Raw genomic sequence first — 16,757 nt, 5'->3', positions numbered from 1 at the left:
TATTATGGAATGTATTTTATATTGGCATGATTATAAATATTTAGCTTATGAAAAAGAGTTAGCCCTCAAGGAGATAGAATCTTTAATTCAACCGGAAGATATGTATGTTGAACAAAATACAATAAAGATTGTTTTAAATAGTAATTCAAAAAAAGAAAATTTATCTAAGCTAACCTATTTTTCAAGAGTTGAATTGGGAGATGAATTAATAATACCAATTCAAGCTAAGTTAGAAAAAATTGAAGGAAACGGTGCCAACAAAAGACAAGCCACAAGGTATTCAGCACACGGAATACATGAATATAAAGGGAAATTTAATCCTCAAGTGGTAAAGTCATTATTAAACATACTAAAAATGAATGAAAATAGTAATTTGGTTGATCCATTCTCTGGAAGTGGTACGACTTTATTAGAATGCTCATTACAAAATATAAATGCAGTAGGGTTAGATATCAACCCCTTAGCTATATTTATTGCTAATGCTAAACAAACAGCTATTTCAACGGATGTCGAGAGAATTGAAGAGATTGGGGAAACCATAATCCAAACGTTTCGTAATCAAAACTCTATAAGAGATCCACAGGTTGAATCAACTGCTCGTGAAGAGTACTTATTAAAATGGTTTCCAGAAGAAACATTTCTTGATATAGAGAAACTGAGAAGAATTATTAGCAATAGTGGAGCTCAAGTAGAGAACGTATTTTTTGTTCTATTAAGCAATATTATTCGGGACTACTCACTACAAGAACCTGGAGATTTGAGAATTAGAAGACGTAAGTCCCCTTTTCCGGAAGAATCACTAATTGATACTTATGAAAAATCAATTAAAAAATTCGTTAATAACATGCGGTATTCACAAAGTGTGACAGGGTTGAACCTTCGGAGAAACACAGCTTTGCAGTTTGATTCTAGAGACCTGAGTGCACAAGAAGGGTTATTAGAAACCGAATATTTTGATGGGGGAATAACCAGTCCACCTTATGCTACAGCGTTACCTTATATTGATACTCAACGACTCAGTTTAGTTTGGTTAGGTTTAATTCCACCCAATGAAATAATGTCTTTAGAGAGTCATCTTATCGGTAGCAGAGAGTTCAAAAATGCAATAAAAAAAGAATGGGAAGAAAAATTAGTGAATAATACATCTGATCTTCCCATAAGCATACATGAGTACTGCTCCGAACTACTGAACTCTTTAGGAGAAGCTGATGGGTTTAGAAGACAAGCAGTTCCTTTTCTGTTATACAGGTATTTTGCTGATATGCAATTAATGTTTCAAAATCTACTTCCTTATTTTAAAGAAAATGCCCCTTATGCATTGATAGTGGGACATAACCATACAACACTAGGTGGAAAGAGATTTGATATTGATACACCGAAACTTTTAGTAGAAATTGCAAATCACGTAGGCTGGAATCATAAAGACAGTATTGAATTTCAAACTTATCGAAGATATGGAATGCACCAAAAAAATGCAGTTCAATTTGAAACTCTGATTATATTAAATAAATAAAATCCTTGGTATTGTAGTTATACAATACCAAGGATTTTTGCAATTAAATCCCCATAATATCTCTAAATTCTTCGTTGGGTAGGTATCCATAACGTTTATTTCTATTTCCGATATAACTTATAGCATAAGGTTCAAGATTATAGTAATCTCTAGTTCCAAATTGAATAATCCTTAATTCGTAATCTGAATCACCTGTACGTGTTATTGCTGCAATGTCCCCCGGTTGAGCAATATTAGTGTTTTTAAGTTTGTTGGTACCTAATCTAAAATCAAAATTATTTTCGGCTTCAAAAGTTACTCTACACTGAGGATCAATAACCCCTAAATCAATGTAATTCATATTTACTAGGGCAGAGTAAGTTGCTTTTGTGCCGCGGCTATTTCTAACTGTAAGGGGTGGAAAGAAGTCATAACTATCCTTACTCAGCCAAAAGTATTGTGTCCCTAGACTTTGGGAAGTACCTGGAGCAGCTTGTATACGGGCTGTATCGGCACGTCCTAAAGTTATTATCAAAGTAACTTCTTCAGTTTCATCTAAAGTTACAGTTCTAACACGCTCGTCATACAAAAGACTCCAACCAGGAAGATTAGCTGCTGCATTAGTCATGTCATGAATTTGCCAGTTTTGTTGAAACATACTCTGAATCATATCTTCCCAAGAAAATCCTATTGATCTTGTAGTGTCAAAGTCGAGTAATAGCGAAGCTTCAATGTTTTGTGACATTCCAGGACCAGTAAAGTTGCCTGAAGAAACGATCAAAGATTCTAAAGAATTGTTGTCATTACTAGTACCGTATAATTTTGAGTGAAGTATGCGTTTTCTATTAATTAGATAGGTTTCTACTCCTCTATTGACTAATTCTTCAACAACTTGTTTACTTGAAAGTCTTTGTGAAGTGCTTCCTCCTAAAATAGCTACAACACGCCCACCTTGAGCAATATGTTCTGAAAAAACATCGTAAAATCTGATTCCGCCATTATAGTTAGCAAAACCTGATATTAAATAGAAGGTTCCTTCGCCCGGCGTGTGATTAGTAACCCAAGCTTGTTCTAACATATTGACTAACCCCTTAGGTCTACCTGTGGAGTAAACGTTCGGGTGTAATGAGAAAAAATTCATATATATTTATCTCCTTTTATCATAATAACTATATTTTACCATAATAGATTTAAATTAACTAAAAACTTTAAAAGCATTTATAAATCCTAATACTCCTCTCAATGTATTAATATATATAGAATCCTTAAATATTCTGAGCAGTATTATGAATTCGATATAATCAGCTAGGATCAATCAATTTATAATTTATCAATGAGGCCGACTTTTCATGAAGATATATAAAACAATAGCTATAAGTAGTGTGTAGCCTATTAATAATGTTCCAAAGAGATAAAAAGACATTTGAAAATATTTATTATAAATATGAAGGTAAAGGGATCAACTTCTTCTCAGAGGTTGATTCCTTTTAATTTTGAGGAGGGTTTAATTTTGAGTTTAGACAAAATATACGATTTAAAAGTACAAGGAGTAGAAAGTAGAAGGAACTCGGCAAAACGCTTTAATATTGTATCGGTAAAGTTAGTAAAAGAATCGAGCCTGTTGTACAAAGAAAGGTCAGTAAAATCCCCAAAAGACAGTTACAACTTGCTCAAATATTTCCTAGAGGATAAGGATAGAGAATTTTTTATAGTTTTGAATTTGGACATCAAAAACCAGCCGGTCTCAGTTCACGTATGCCATGTAGGAAGTCTGAATGCCTGTATCGTCCATCCTAGAGAAGTTATGAAGTCTGCTATTCTCTCGAATGCTGCCTCGATTATTGTGGGTCATAACCATCCATCCGGACACACAACGCCATCAGAAGAAGATCACAAAGTGACTAAACGATTGAAAGAGGCAGGAGAAATTATTGGAATTGAATTATTGGATCATATCATAGTTGGTACGGATTCATATTTATCCTTTAATGAGAAGGGATACTTATAATGGAAAGTTATAAACAGACTAACGCAGAAATCTCGAGAGAAGTTCAGTGGTTTATGGAAACTCTAGAAGAGGTGTTCCATGTAACAGTAGCAATAGAAGAGATAGGACTGGAGGCCACTGAACTTAGTACAGAAGAAGTAGAAGATTTCTACGTTCCACGAGAGTTGTTTACAGAGGTTCCTACAACATTTTTGTATGAGGTAATGATAGTAGATGATGACCAAGGTAACGAATGGATAGGAGCAGTCGCATATTATCCCAATACACCAGACTGGTGTCTCCAAATTATTACAAAAAATGGAACATTGCTTATACGAAATTCAATCTCGAATATATAAAGGTAATTGGTAATTCTACGCATAAACAAATTGGCATCAACAACAATGATGACTAAAACTAAAGGTAGATAAAAAATTAAAAAGAACCATGCACACAATGTGTACGGTTCTTTTTAATTCTAATTTTTTAGCAGCTCTCCAGCATTAACTACTCTCTGAAAATCATCTGATAATTCATCTCCATCAGCAAAAATCAAAACAGTATCCATATCGACTATGGTCTTCAAGACTATTTCCTCAAAAACTTCCTCAATAAGCATAGAAATTTCTTGGGCCTTTCCTCTGTTTGTTTTAATGATGAACGTTTTAACGTTACTGCATATGGCAGAATTGTTGTCTTCTAGTAAGTCGTACAGTGAATCAAGAGTGTATTGGTATTTCGCTTGAGAAGAAAGCTCAAAATGACCGTCGTTCTTATTTTTTTTAAATCCTAAATACTCTAAGTCTCTTTGAACGGTTGATTGACTTGCTGTAATTCCATGTTGCTTGAGTGCATTTTTAATGTCCTCCTGGTTAAATATCTTCTCTGTATCTAATAAGTTCTGAATAAAATTTCGACGAGCTTTTTTTGTTTTACTTCTTTGCTTGTTGGTTACATCAATGTTCGAATTCATGATTTTCCACCTTTCAGTAAATTGTCACATTTTAGACACATTCATATTTTCTTATAATAACGATTGTTTTTATTACAGACTAATTAAATTGAACTGAATAATTTGCAATCGATAAGAAACTAATGGAGTTTGCTTGAAAAATAGAAGTATATAATCTGTTTTGAATAAAGTGTTGAATATTTTAATTATAAATGAATAATTTTTATTTATAAAGCTTTTTAAATCAACATTCTTGTATTCACATTAATGGGTTCATCAAGTTATATTGAGTTGGCAGGAAAAATGAATGGAGGAATTACATTGACAGAATATCAAACGAATTTCGAAATTGCATGTGAATCATTAAGCAGCGCGAGAGAAGATCATTATGATGGTATCCATTCCATCTATCGGTTATCAGCTTGGGTTGTCGTTCCAGACAGTATGTCCTTTGAAGAATCGGTAAAACAATTTGATCAGTTAGTAAAAGACTTATCGAATTTAAAAGTAAGACCTAACCGTATTTACAAACATGGAGGAGGGTTGTTAGAAGTAGACTATTATCCTCGGGGCTACCAAATGGTAATGAACAAAGGACAATATGCAGGACTTCAATTAGAATTTGCACAGTTTTTAGATCAATCACCTATTCTTGGAATGAGCATACAAGAAGGTTGCTATTACGATGATCCTGATGATTCCGTCAAGTCGGTAAGTAATGCTCAAATCAACTTTTTCCCAGAATTTAACTCAAAATGCTTTGGAACACTAGAGAATGAAAAAATCAATATTTACAATATCCGGTAATTATTCTGCCAAATATAAAATGAAGGAGCAATTACAATGGCATTGAAAAAGGTTAAACGAGATAGGTTCTTAAACGCAAGCGAGCAAACAAATACTTTTAAATTAAAAGCCACTGAACAACAATCCTATCCGCAAAATTATAATAATGAATCAGATGGGGAAGGACAAGCTTTTTTATCAGCATTTCCTATCAGTGATGTAAGGTTGTTGGAATCCTCGGGATACCTTCAAGATATCATCACGGAGATAAAAGTCCCGCAAAATTGTGCTCGGTTAGTTACTGCGATTAACATGGTAGCAATTGGCGAGGAACAGGCCTTTTTTTCTGCGTTAGTAAGAAGATGTCATGAAATGAGTCCTAATAGAATAAACGATCTGTATAAATCTGCAGAAGTAACCGATCCTTCAGAGATACCTGAAGCATTGTTATTAGAGCTAACTCATCTGTTGAATATTGGGAAGGCAGAAGAGAGAGGATTTCTTTTCGATGAAAGCAAGAAACGATTTAATTTTAATGCGAACGTTTTTGCAAAGCATTTCCTCAAAAGGTGTCATATACGGTCGACAGTAGATGGCAGGCTCTTTATATACACAAAAAAAGGCGTATATGAAGAGCCCTCCGAGATAATGCTTGGAAAAATAGTTAGGCAAGTTCTGCATGAAGGCAAAGCTAATAGTTGGAAAAGTGCGATTGAAACGGAAATTGTTAGAACTCTTAAGCGTGAAGCACCGGTAGTTGCTGAAATGAACACGAAGCATGATGTACTGAACTTAAGAGACGGTATGTTAAACCTCTTTACCTATCAGTTACATTCCCATTCGCCTGATTACCTCTCCACAGTTCAAATTCCTATCTATTACAACCGGGAAGCAACAGCTCCAAGGTTTCTTCAGTTCATGCGTGAGATTACCTTAAATGACAATGAATTAATCGCTGTTCACCAAGAACTAATAGGATACTGGTTAACAGGAGAGACCAAGGCAGAGAAAGCGGTCTTTTATTATGGAAGTGGAGCGAATGGAAAGAGTGTGTTAGCTTCAATAATCAACGAACTCGTAGGAGCGCCAAATGTTAGCAGCGTTCCACTTTCTCAGTTTAGTGATCAGTTTGGTATGGAGAGCATGATTGGGAAGTCGCTCAATATCTCTGCCGAGAATGAGATGGGGGCGAAAGCTTTGAAAACTGAAAACTTTAAAGCAATTGTAAGTGGGGATACAATCACTATCAATATAAAATACCGGCCAGCCATTAGTTACCGCCCATATTGTAGGTTAGTATTTTTGGTCAACAGTCTTCCTGACTCATCAGATGTAACGGAAGGTTATTTTCGAAAACTTATGATCGTTCCTTTTTCGAAAACCTTTAAAAAAGATGAGCGGAATGTGAACTTGAAAAATGAGTTACTTCAAGAGCTCCCTGGGATTTTGAATTGGGCGATTCTTGGATTGAAGAGATTACGAGAAAAGAATTACCAGTTTAGTCCCTGTGCAGTAATTGAAGAGGCTGAACGTAGTTACATTGGTGAGCAGAATCCAGTATACGAGTTTTATCAAGCACATGTAATTACTGAAAAGGGTGTTCGTACAAAACAGCCAGACTTTCACAATTTGTATCTTTGGTGGTTAGAGAATCAAGGCATTGACGACAAAGGAACAAAAGTGCCTAATATTTTTTGGAAATATTTAAAAATCATCTTAGAGAATGAAAATATCCCGATCAATCGAAAGAAAGTGAATGGTACAAACTGTCTTTATGGAATTAGATTGGTTGGATTGGAAGACATGAAACGCTCTCTTCTCAATAGTGAGTTTCATTAATATCAGAGAAGGGGGACAGGGGGAGGTGAAAACTAAAAAGTAATTTCAGTAATTTTAGTCAAATTTTAAAGTGAAGGGGGCAGGGGGATTGTGAAAACTAAAAATGTGAACAAAAGTTCTTTTAAAATTCCACAAACAAAAAGTTATGTGGGTGCTAACCACCTGCCCCCCTCCCGTTATTAATAAAAAATCAAAATTATATTATCTATTGGTAGAGGAGAGTTTAATTATGTGTAAATCAGAAGCTTCAATATATGAATATCAAAATCTGCTAGACGTTTTAGCAGAGATGGTTACAGAATACCTTGCAGATACATCTAAAGGAGAAGAATCCAATGAATGATAAGAATAAAGTTGTTCAACGAAACCAACCTAGGTTAGTAGTCTATACAAGACATACATCTCAAAATCAACTTGCGGGATATCAAGTCAATCGGAGTATCCAGAAACTGAAAGATGAGTGTCAGCTAGCAGGGTATAATGTTACCAACGTCTATTTAGAGGAAAGTCGGCAACCCTCATACAGAGCAAGACCAGTACTTAAGCAAATGTTAAAGGATGCTTTTAATGGTTCTTTCGAAGTTGTAATGATAGCGGATGCTTTTACATTGTCTTCCGATGGAGAAGAACGACAGCAATTAGAAATAGAGCTAGCAGGATATAACATCGTCCTCTATTCCGAGTCTGATTATATCGCCGACTCGCCAGAAGAAGGAATGAGGTTATTTGAATATATGCGCAAGCTAATCAATACTAAGCATTTGAGGTTAGCAGCTCTGCAAGGCATTTCGTTGTCCCAAGTAGCCAGGTGGATGATTGAAGATGACTGCAAAGGAGGTGAAACTATTGTCAAACCATGCGAGAAAATATAACAATCTGGCTGCCCCATTCGGGCAACCTGAAACGCAGAAAAGAGCTGCTATATATGCCAGGGTTTCCACTACCGAACAAGCAGAAGAAGGTTACAGTATTGATGAGCAAATTCGTGTTCTAAACGAATACTGTGAGCAGCATGACTACATCGTATACGAGCAGTATGTCGATCGGGGTATTAGCGGTAAAAACATCACGGGGCGTCCAGCAGTACAACGACTCTTACAGGATGCAGAGCTGAAGAAATTTGATGTTGTTTTCGTATGGAAGATGAATCGCTTAGCAAGAAAAAGTCTAGATTTGATGACCATTGTGGACCGGCTAAATAGCAAGAACATCGCATTCAGATCTTACACCGAGAGCTATGAGACGGAAACTTCAAGTGGCAAACTACAGTTTCAAATGATGGCTGCCATTGCCGAGTACGAACGGAATAACATCGCTGAAAACGTAAAGATGGGTATGATTGCTAGGGCAAAAGAGGGCCGATGGAATGGCGGACAAGTATTAGGCTACGATATCGTAGAAACACCAAGTATGAATAAAAAGCGAAAAGATACGCATCTAGTCATCAACGAAAAAGAAGCAAATCTTATTCGATTAATTTTTGATCTCTACACTACGGGAAATGGCTACAGATCAATCGCTAACTATACCAATAAAAAAGGGTATCTCACTAAAAAGGGCAAAACGTTTTCATTGGCTGCCATTAAAACGATTGTTACCAATCCCGTGTATGCCGGATTGATCCGCTATAACGTTCGCAGGGATTGGAATGAGAAGCGACGCAACAACATCAATCCAGAGCCAATCATTCAACAAGGCCAACATGAACCGATTATCTCAATGGAAATTTGGGAGATTGCCAAAAATGTATTCGAAAGTCGGGCTGGCAAACCAAACCGTGTACATGATGGGGAGTTCCCCCTAACAGGTATCATGCGGTGTCCAGTTTGTAATGCAGGCATGGTAATTGGCCGAACAACTAATCGCACAAAGGATGGTACAAAAAAAGTCCTCGAATACTATGTATGTGGAGCATGGAAAAACAAAGGGACAATGGTTTGCCGCTCGAATGGTGTCCGAACTGACTACGCGGATCCTTTTGTGTTAGATAAATTACAACGCTTAATGAGAAGCGATAAGCTCATTAAAGACTTAGTAAATAAGGTGAACAGTCGAAATGAATCCACGTTTGCCCCCTTGCAACGTGAGTACGATATCTATGAAAAGCAGGTGATTGATTTAGAGCAGAAACTCTCTAAAACGTTCGATGCTTATACAGATGAACTAATATCCAAAGCGATGTATTTAGACAAAGCTAGACAGCTTGAAGAACAGATTCGTCAGTTGAAAGAACACATGGAACCGTTAAGAAAGCAGGTAGAGGGGAATACCGTTGAAAATGTTTCGTATGAAGTCATCAAAGGTGTGCTATCGAATTTTTTAGTAGCATTTAAAAAGTCCTTGACCAGAGAACAGCGAAAACGGTTATTCCATCTACTTATTCACAAAATTTCCATTGGGGAAGACAGAAAAATCGAAAGCATCCAGCTAATGTTGAACGATGAAATACTTAAAGCACTAAACATAGAAGCAGATAACTTATCTAACGATGAGTTATCTGCTTCTTTTTCTATTTTAATCGCAATTTAATGGAGGTGATTAAGCAGGCCGAATAGTTCTATAAATTTATTAATCAAAAAGGAGCAAAATGAAATGAGTATTGTTAAAGTGTTTAGAAATTACATGGAAGCCTATCACCCATACCTAGCAGACAAGGACTGGAAAGTGGACGTTCAGACTCTTTTGGTGAGTGATATAAGGCATGAAGAGGTTAAGGCTCTTATTCCAGCCGAATACAAACAGGAACTGACCTGCTGGATATTCTTCTATGATGGCGGTGCATCAACCCTGGTTTACTTGTTCCAGGATAAGCGAGGGCTGAAAAATATCGGCATCTGTCTTTTAAAAGACGATAAGCCTGTTAAGCCTATTAGCTTGATGTGAAGTTTCTCCGGATTGAAAGATAGCACAACTGAATATGTTAACAAGTCGAGGGAGGCTAGCTCTGAAAGGGTGATTGTCTCTTTTTCATATCCAAATTTAAATGGAGGGCGGTGAAGTCATGGCTCCAATTGACCTATTTAAAGCTGGGGTAGCATTTGGTGTATCGATTTATGTATATGTGAAGAAGAACATTTACTTTGAAAAATAAGGGAGGAATAAGCATGCAATATTTTTTCTTAGGAACAGTCATTGGAATTGTAGTTTCTTTAGCAATGGAATTTATGCAAAAACCCTATAAAAATTATAGGAATGACAAAATGATAGGATTTAGATGAACCATGAATAACTTACCACCAGCATTATAACAGTTCTTTTCTAGTGACATAGAAACTGAAAATTGAATAATGTATACTAGGATAAGGTAAATATTACATGTTGGTGTGAGAGGTGAGTATCGTGAAAATCCTAAATAATATCAATTCGAATCATTACAGTGATATTAAAGATATTCTTGTAAATGCAGATGAACTTAAAATCGTGAGTCCTTTCTTAATGGAATCATTCGACGATTTCTTTGCTCAATTAAACGGTACGGATATTAGACATGTTTCGTTGACAACTACTTTAAAGGATAATGATACTGATTTAATGAAAAAATCAAATTCACTTTATTCTTTTTGCTTGAATTGCAAAAAGAATAATATCACTTACAGTGTTTATGTTGATAACGATTTACACGGGAAGATATATATAGCTTCAAAATCAGGAAAGCCCCTACAAGGCATAGTTACTTCTGCTAATTTTACTAATGCGGGATTGAAAACCAATCACGAATGGGGAATTTTAATTGACGATAGTAATCAATTGTTGCAATTGATTAAGGAAGTTCAAAGTGTACAGAAAAGCAGCTTATCTACTAACGAATTAGAAGAAGTAATAAAAAAAATAGATGCTTTTTCAAAAATGTATCCCGTTCAGAAAGAGCCGGAAATAAGTTTGACTGTCAGTGATATCTTTAGTAAAAGAATTCATGCAGTCACTTCTGACAAGCGATACTTTATTAAGCCTGTTGGCGTATCGGACGATCCTTTCACTGAAAAAAGAAGGCTATCGACAGATATACAGGAGCTTCATTTTTCTAAGAAAAGACCCGCTTCTGTAAGGGCGGGGGATATTCTTATCTGCTATGGTGTAGGATCGACCAAGTTGTTAGGTTACTTCGAGGTTGTGGAAGGTCCATATTATTTGGAAGGAACGTCTAGTAGGTGGCCATGGGAAGTTAAAGGGAAAAATTTGTGTCCAGCTTACAGCCAAAGGTGGAATACTTTTGATAACACACTTTCAAGTATACAAGCTTCTTACGGCGCTAAAGCCCCAATCACAAAAAATAACAACGGAATCAACCTCAATGGTTTAAAATACGGCTCAGATAAAATTCAATTAACAGAAGAATTTGCCAGCCATGTGATAAGTATAATGGAAGATTCGATATAAACGTTGGGTAGAGGATTACTCGTTTTCTTAGAGAACACTCCCTGTAATTAACTTGAAAGCTTATTCCTCTTAACCTGAATACTTGTTAACGGTTATAGAGTAGTGGAATATCTCAATATCCTGATCAATAAATCCTCTTCTTTGAGCTCCTTTCAAAGTATGAAACATATTATCACGGCCTGGCCCATTATCAGTGTGTATATAGATTTTATTCACACGATAACCTTTTTCGCAGAAAATTTTCACCAAATCATAACCGGTCGGGAGGAGATTTCCTTGTTCATCCTCTCCTAGATCATGATCCAGAGAAAGCGTCTGGACCGTATAATTCTCTAAGTAAGAAATGGCTTCTTCTACATTTCTCGCTACTACAAAACCGTCGGGACAATCTCTCAAGTCATCAACGTATAAATTGATTTCTTTGGGCAATTGAAATACCTCCATTCAGAACTATCAAACTAAAATATGCACGGCAAAGGAGCAGAGCTAATGAAATTTGTTTATTTTAATGATACCGGAAGAGAAGTAGGAATACATTCTGCAACCGAAATCCATGGTACTACTGGTGATATGAGCACTATTCAACCACTAGAAGAACGAATTTTCTATTTGCCGCCAAATACGTATCCATGGGTCAAGATGTGGGATTACGGAGAAGAGCGTGGATTGAGTATATTGGTTTCTCCGAGAAAAAACGAAGCAGAGTAAGAGTAGTGAGAGGCGAATAAAAATAAGATTCTGCCCATTCCTTAAGCGAGTAACGAACAATTCAGCAAAAAATGGAGATTAAAGGGATGGAGAGTGACAAAACTTAATATAAATCCAGAATAGATTACCAGCGCCCCGGTAGCAGACCAACAGTTTTAAATGGTTTTAAAATAGTCTACATTTAAGGAGTAAAAGATGAGCTCGAATTTCAAACAAAATTTATTAAATCTAAGTGGGGATTTCGATGAATTCTTCAATATATTACAGAAAAGTTATAGTGATGAGAAGTTAGCTCCATGGTTGCCTACTTTACTGATAGCACCTTTCACTAAAAAGAATTTCTGGAGTCTTATAAAATCTTTATTTCCTTTTATTCTCGGTATTTTTATTAACCTTGGACTAATATTTTTACCTGAAACTTCTATGATGGTTAAAGTAATTAGTGGAATTTCAACTCTGCTTGTTGCACTCCTTCTCACATACGTTTTGCATTTTTTTAAAATGATTAACCCTAAAGATGCTACTAATTTTCATATAGGAGCTTATAGGGTTGCTAAAAAACAAGAGTATGAACTGTTTGTAAAATATTTACCGTATAATTTTTCGTTCAATGGCCTTTATGATGAAGTTGTTACCCATAATCCGAGTAGACAGGAACTATTAATAAAAGAACAACAGGTCAGTTTACAAAAGGAACAACATGAAAAATATGTTAAAGAAGCCGAAAAGAATTATATGGAGCTTAAACAAGAATTTAAAGATTTACAGGAACAAAACTTGTTGGTTGTTGAACTGTTTAAGGAAATAGTAACGGTATTTTATCAATTTCTTAATGGTTATTTCCATGTCTATTCACTTAAATTCTTCTCTGGATTTACTATTTATGAGGTGGATAATGCTACAAGAAATGATCTTTATAAGATAGCTGATATTGGGACCTCAGGGCACTCACCCGAAAAAATTCCCATACCCCAGGAGATTACCGAAAGTAGTTATGCTGTTTTAAGAGCTTTAAAGCCAAGAGAAGACAGGTATGAACCGGAGTTTGATACACCATACAAAAATCGTTTTATTGTATCACTCAGTATGAAAATGAATAATAATAATACATGGGTATTTAATTTTCACGCAGATGAAGATAATACGAAGGCTTTGTTTTTTCTTCTTACAGACAGTATAATGGAAACAAGAGAAGTATATCGTTTAATTCACTCTCTTTGTTTAAATTTAGAACAAAGAAAGGGGCAAAGAATATGTGGAGAGAAGTTGCATTAGATAAAATTAAAAGCAGAAGTGGTAGCCTTTCCTTTAAAACACAACGAGAAATTAACTTAGATCAAGAAAAAAAGTTAGAAGAATTTGATGAGAAGTTATCTAGATTGCGTGACTTAAATATAAAATTTCATGAGATATCAATTAATGAAATGCCTACTAGAGAAGAAGTGAGAGTAAACTAATTGTTTACTCTCTTTTTTATATCAAAAACCTCATTTAGACATAATACGGAGAACCGTACCATAAGTAGTTTTAAAAGGGCTGATGTTAGTGCATGTGCACTAACATCAGCCCTTATTTTTTTACGATTTTAATAGTGGCTGCAGCATCAATTCATTCAACAATACATCAAGCAATCTAGATGAGAAAAATTAAATTTTCCAATTAATCGGCGGACACCTACTATTATGTAAATACTTATTTTAAAAATGCATCTCCTTCTCTTTACTCATTGTCATAAAGTATTTATTTTATAATCGAAGAAAGAAGCGAAGCCTATAAATATTCAGTAGATGATCAGTTATATTTCATGCTATTTACAAAGAATTTTGTAGGGAAAACAGCTTCTTGATTTCAAATAGCAATCTGAAAAATATAAAATAAATTTTAAAACCGTTAAATTTTTTATATTCCGAAAATTAAATTTATGTGAAGCTATATTATATATGTGGAGAAGTATATAAATTTGGAGGTGTATTTAAATTTGGAAGCAATAAACAAAGTTCAATTTGCTGCATATTTAGAGGATTTAAAGTCGTTAATTGCCATCCCAAGTGTGAAGGGACCAGCAAAAGACTTTGCTCCTTATGGTGAGGAGGTAAAAAAAGCGCTGGATTACTACTTGAGCCGAGCACAGGATCTAGGTTTGAACACTTTTGAGATCGATCACAAAGTTGGTGTAGTGGAGTTTGGAAGTGGAGAAGAAGAAGTGGCTATTTTCGTCCATATTGACGTAGTGCCAGCAGAAGATGCAGAGAACTGGAGATTCCCTCCATTTACAGCAACCGAATATGAAGGGAGCTTGTATGGCAGAGGAACATTAGATGATAAAGGTCCGGCGCTTGCTGTTTTATATGCGCTTGCTGCCCTACAACAAAAGAATTTTCAACCAAAGAGACGAGTTCGAATTGTGATCGGTGGTGACGAAGAGAGCGGGATGGATTGCATCGCTACATATAAAAAAATGGAAAAGCCTCCTACTATCGGCTTTACGCCAGATGGCTATTTTCCTGTGACATACAGCGAGAAAGGCATTTTGGTAAAGGAAGTGACGATGGCTCTTTCTGAGCAAGCAGGCCGGTTAGAATTATACTCGGGCAAAGCACAAAATGTTGAACCAAGCCAAGCGAGTGGCTCACTAGTGATGAGGAAAGAACCAGCCGGGGGTGCAAGTGTGAGCCAAACTGAAAAAGGTAATTGGGAACATAGTTTTTCGATAAAAAAACAGAACGAAGATGACCGTGTTATTTTCCGCCTTCTAAAAGAGGTTGCAGTTTGCCTTAATGAACCCGAAATGATTAAAAAGATTCAACATGCCATTACTTTATTGGCAGATGAATCTGGCATGGCACTGGGCATTGAAACAATGGATGAACATTCAGGTGCTTTGACGATGCAAGCGACGAAATTAAGATTCGATCAAGGCATCCTGAAATTTACATTGAATATCCGCTATCCTTCATCAGCAGATGCTGAGGAGATGGAAGCCAAAGTGATAGAGGCTTTGAAAGCACAAGGATTTGAGACTAAAACAATTGATTCTAAAGCGCCGATTTATTTTGATCCCGAGAAACCTTTTATTAAATCTATGACTAAAATTTATCGGGACACGACAAACCGTGACGATGAGCCGATGGCAATTTCAGGTGGCACATACGCAAGAGCTTACCCGGACAGAGTCGTCGCATTTGGTGCACTTTTTCCTACTGAGCCATTGAACGCACATGCAGTAAACGAGCATGTCAAATTGTCCGTGATGGAAGAATGGCTTCATGTTTACGAAATAGCGATTGAACAATTAGCAAATGAGAATATTACACCATAAAATTTTAGAGGAGTGATCAAATGCAACATTCATTTCAACCAAACCATCAAGCGGCAATCTTGCCTTTAGCTTCGAGAGAACAAGTTCAGGATGAGTGGTTAGCGGATAGATTGGAAAAAATCATTAAAGAGGCGATGATAAAGGCCGAGCTGGATTGTTGGATTACGATAAGCCGTGAATATAACGAAGATCCGCTGACGAAGACGCTGACTCCATCGAAACATGATGAAACACGGCGAATCGGCATAATTGTTTATTATTTAGACGATAAATTGACCCGGTATTGGATTGGCCTGCCGATTCCGTCCATTGAAAGTTATTACACATGTATTTGGGATCGAAAAAAAGAAACAGAGTGGGAGTGTCTAAAGGAGTTGATTGATCGTCTTGATCCCCAGTCGATTGGAATCAATCAATCAGACGATATTCCCGTGGCAGATGGTTTATCCAGTTCTCTTTTACGCAAACTGACTGAAACATTGAGTAAACAATATATTTCTCGCCTTTGCAGCTCAGAAGCAGCAGTTGTCCATTGGTTTTTAAAGCGCAGCGAGAAAGAGATGAGGGTTCTGCCGTTTTTGACGGATTTGACCCAACAGATCACTCGCACTGCTTTATCGAATGAAGTAATCACACCAGGTGTTACGAAGTGTGAAGATGTCGTCGCCTGGATGCGGCAGCGCGTACTCGAATTGGGTCTTGAAACCTCGTTTTATCCAACAATCGATGTTCAACGACAAGGAGAAGAGATGGACCGCTTGAACAATACTACGATTCAGCCGGGTGACATTGTGCATAGTGATTTTGGAATAACTTATTTGGGACTCTCTACTGATATGCAGCAACTGGGCTATGTTTTGAAGCCAAATCAATCAGATGCCCCAGAAGGATTAAAGGCTTTATTAGCAAAAGGAAAAATGTTTGCAAATATGGTTATGAAAGAATTCAAGACGGGACGGTCAGGTAATGATATTTTCGAAAAAAGTATAGAGAGAGCGAGAGAAAAAAAACTGCAAGTGATGCTCTACTCTCATCCAATTGGTGTACATTGTCACGAAGCAGGTCCGACGATTGGAATGTTTGATCGCCAGGAAAGGATTCCTCATAAGGGGGAATTTAGAGTTGTGAACCAGTCCGCATACGCGTTGGAGTTTAACGTGAAAGACTACATTCCTGAATGGGGACACGAAACGTATGCATTCTTAGAGCAGCCCATTGCGGTTTATGAAAATGAGTCAATCTATCTGGCACCAATGCAGGAGGACTTCTATTTAATTCGATAGTCTGTGAGTGGAGG

The 16,757-nt window shown here is 36.4% G+C and carries 17 protein-coding genes; 14 read left to right on the top strand and 3 right to left on the bottom strand.

The genetic code is table 11. The features are described 5' to 3' along the window. The first annotated feature begins 4 nt into the window (after positions 1-4). Entirely contained in the window at positions 5-1,513 is a 1,509-nt protein-coding gene (locus tag ACFQ1X_RS09835) for a DNA methyltransferase (protein WP_144839759.1), read from the top strand. Positions 1,514-1,556: 43 nt separating this feature from the next. Here the strand turns inward: ACFQ1X_RS09835 and ACFQ1X_RS09830 are convergent, their stop codons facing one another. Then, positions 1,557-2,570: a hypothetical protein gene (locus ACFQ1X_RS09830; protein WP_379082334.1), complete on the bottom strand. Its 1,014-nt coding sequence runs from the start codon at positions 2,568-2,570 to the stop codon at positions 1,557-1,559. 432 nt (positions 2,571-3,002) lie between these two features. Here ACFQ1X_RS09830 and ACFQ1X_RS09825 point away from each other — a divergent pair, with 432 nt between their 5' ends. Together ACFQ1X_RS09825 and ACFQ1X_RS09820 are read left to right on the top strand one after the other, a co-directional pair. Then, positions 3,003-3,500, top strand: coding sequence for a JAB domain-containing protein (locus ACFQ1X_RS09825; protein WP_379082331.1), 498 nt, complete (start codon positions 3,003-3,005; stop codon positions 3,498-3,500). After that, on the top strand, positions 3,500-3,838 hold the full coding sequence (locus tag ACFQ1X_RS09820) for a hypothetical protein (protein WP_144839763.1): 339 nt from the start codon (positions 3,500-3,502) through the stop codon (positions 3,836-3,838). The genes ACFQ1X_RS09825 and ACFQ1X_RS09820 overlap by 1 nt, the downstream gene beginning before the upstream one ends. A gap of 119 nt (positions 3,839-3,957) precedes the next feature. Here the strand turns inward: ACFQ1X_RS09820 and ACFQ1X_RS09815 are convergent, their stop codons facing one another. After that, positions 3,958-4,452 carry an arginine repressor gene (locus ACFQ1X_RS09815; RefSeq protein ID WP_144839765.1) on the bottom strand — a complete coding sequence of 165 codons (495 nt, stop codon included), beginning with the start codon at positions 4,450-4,452 and terminating at the stop codon, positions 3,958-3,960. A 300-nt stretch (positions 4,453-4,752) separates the two neighbouring features. Between ACFQ1X_RS09815 and ACFQ1X_RS09810 the strand changes: the two genes are divergently transcribed. From ACFQ1X_RS09810 to ACFQ1X_RS09785, 6 genes are all read left to right on the top strand, one after another. Then, positions 4,753-5,238: a hypothetical protein gene (locus ACFQ1X_RS09810; protein WP_379082327.1), complete on the top strand. Its 486-nt coding sequence runs from the start codon at positions 4,753-4,755 to the stop codon at positions 5,236-5,238. 36 nt (positions 5,239-5,274) lie between these two features. Beyond that, on the top strand, positions 5,275-7,056 hold the full coding sequence (locus ACFQ1X_RS09805) for a DNA primase family protein (protein ID WP_144839769.1): 1,782 nt from the start codon (positions 5,275-5,277) through the stop codon (positions 7,054-7,056). A gap of 335 nt (positions 7,057-7,391) precedes the next feature. Next, positions 7,392-7,928 carry a recombinase family protein gene (locus ACFQ1X_RS09800; protein ID WP_144839771.1) on the top strand — a complete coding sequence of 179 codons (537 nt, stop codon included), beginning with the start codon at positions 7,392-7,394 and terminating at the stop codon, positions 7,926-7,928. A 4-nt stretch (positions 7,929-7,932) separates the two neighbouring features. Next, positions 7,933-9,585: a recombinase family protein gene (locus tag ACFQ1X_RS09795; RefSeq protein ID WP_379082378.1), complete on the top strand. Its 1,653-nt coding sequence runs from the start codon at positions 7,933-7,935 to the stop codon at positions 9,583-9,585. A gap of 63 nt (positions 9,586-9,648) precedes the next feature. Further along, on the top strand, positions 9,649-9,939 hold the full coding sequence (locus ACFQ1X_RS09790; RefSeq protein ID WP_144839775.1) for a hypothetical protein: 291 nt from the start codon (positions 9,649-9,651) through the stop codon (positions 9,937-9,939). A 456-nt stretch (positions 9,940-10,395) separates the two neighbouring features. Next, a complete protein-coding gene (locus ACFQ1X_RS09785; RefSeq protein WP_144839777.1) occupies positions 10,396-11,433 on the top strand; it encodes a restriction endonuclease PLD domain-containing protein in 1,038 nt (345 codons plus the stop codon). Between the two features lie 69 nt (positions 11,434-11,502). Here ACFQ1X_RS09785 and ACFQ1X_RS09780 read toward each other — a convergent pair whose 3' ends face one another. After that, positions 11,503-11,862 (bottom strand): cyclic-phosphate processing receiver domain-containing protein, encoded by a 360-nt coding sequence (locus tag ACFQ1X_RS09780; RefSeq protein WP_144839779.1) that lies wholly within the window; start codon positions 11,860-11,862, stop codon positions 11,503-11,505. A 60-nt stretch (positions 11,863-11,922) separates the two neighbouring features. Between ACFQ1X_RS09780 and ACFQ1X_RS09775 the strand changes: the two genes are divergently transcribed. The 5 genes from ACFQ1X_RS09775 (at position 11,923) to ACFQ1X_RS09755 (ending at position 16,743) form a co-directional block, all read left to right on the top strand. Further along, positions 11,923-12,141 carry a hypothetical protein gene (locus ACFQ1X_RS09775; protein ID WP_144839781.1) on the top strand — a complete coding sequence of 73 codons (219 nt, stop codon included), beginning with the start codon at positions 11,923-11,925 and terminating at the stop codon, positions 12,139-12,141. A 195-nt stretch (positions 12,142-12,336) separates the two neighbouring features. Next, the gene (locus ACFQ1X_RS09770; RefSeq protein WP_144839783.1) at positions 12,337-13,416 is read left to right on the top strand and encodes a hypothetical protein; all 1,080 of its coding nucleotides are present in this window, start codon (positions 12,337-12,339) and stop codon (positions 13,414-13,416) included. Continuing rightward, on the top strand, positions 13,395-13,598 hold the full coding sequence (locus tag ACFQ1X_RS09765) for a hypothetical protein (RefSeq protein ID WP_144839785.1): 204 nt from the start codon (positions 13,395-13,397) through the stop codon (positions 13,596-13,598). The genes ACFQ1X_RS09770 and ACFQ1X_RS09765 overlap by 22 nt, the downstream gene beginning before the upstream one ends. Before the next feature lie 521 nt (positions 13,599-14,119). After that, on the top strand, positions 14,120-15,460 hold the full coding sequence (locus tag ACFQ1X_RS09760; RefSeq protein ID WP_379082319.1) for a Sapep family Mn(2+)-dependent dipeptidase: 1,341 nt from the start codon (positions 14,120-14,122) through the stop codon (positions 15,458-15,460). A 20-nt stretch (positions 15,461-15,480) separates the two neighbouring features. After that, complete coding sequence (locus ACFQ1X_RS09755) at positions 15,481-16,743, top strand: M24 family metallopeptidase (RefSeq protein WP_144839789.1); 1,263 nt, start codon at positions 15,481-15,483, stop codon at positions 16,741-16,743. Positions 16,744-16,757 lie beyond the last annotated feature (14 nt).

It is taken from the genome of Metaplanococcus flavidus (assembly GCF_042675885.1).
GTDB classification, from domain to species: Bacteria; Bacillota; Bacilli; order Bacillales_A; family Planococcaceae; genus Planococcus; species Planococcus flavidus.
This window is presented reverse-complemented; position numbering and strand designations above follow the sequence as displayed.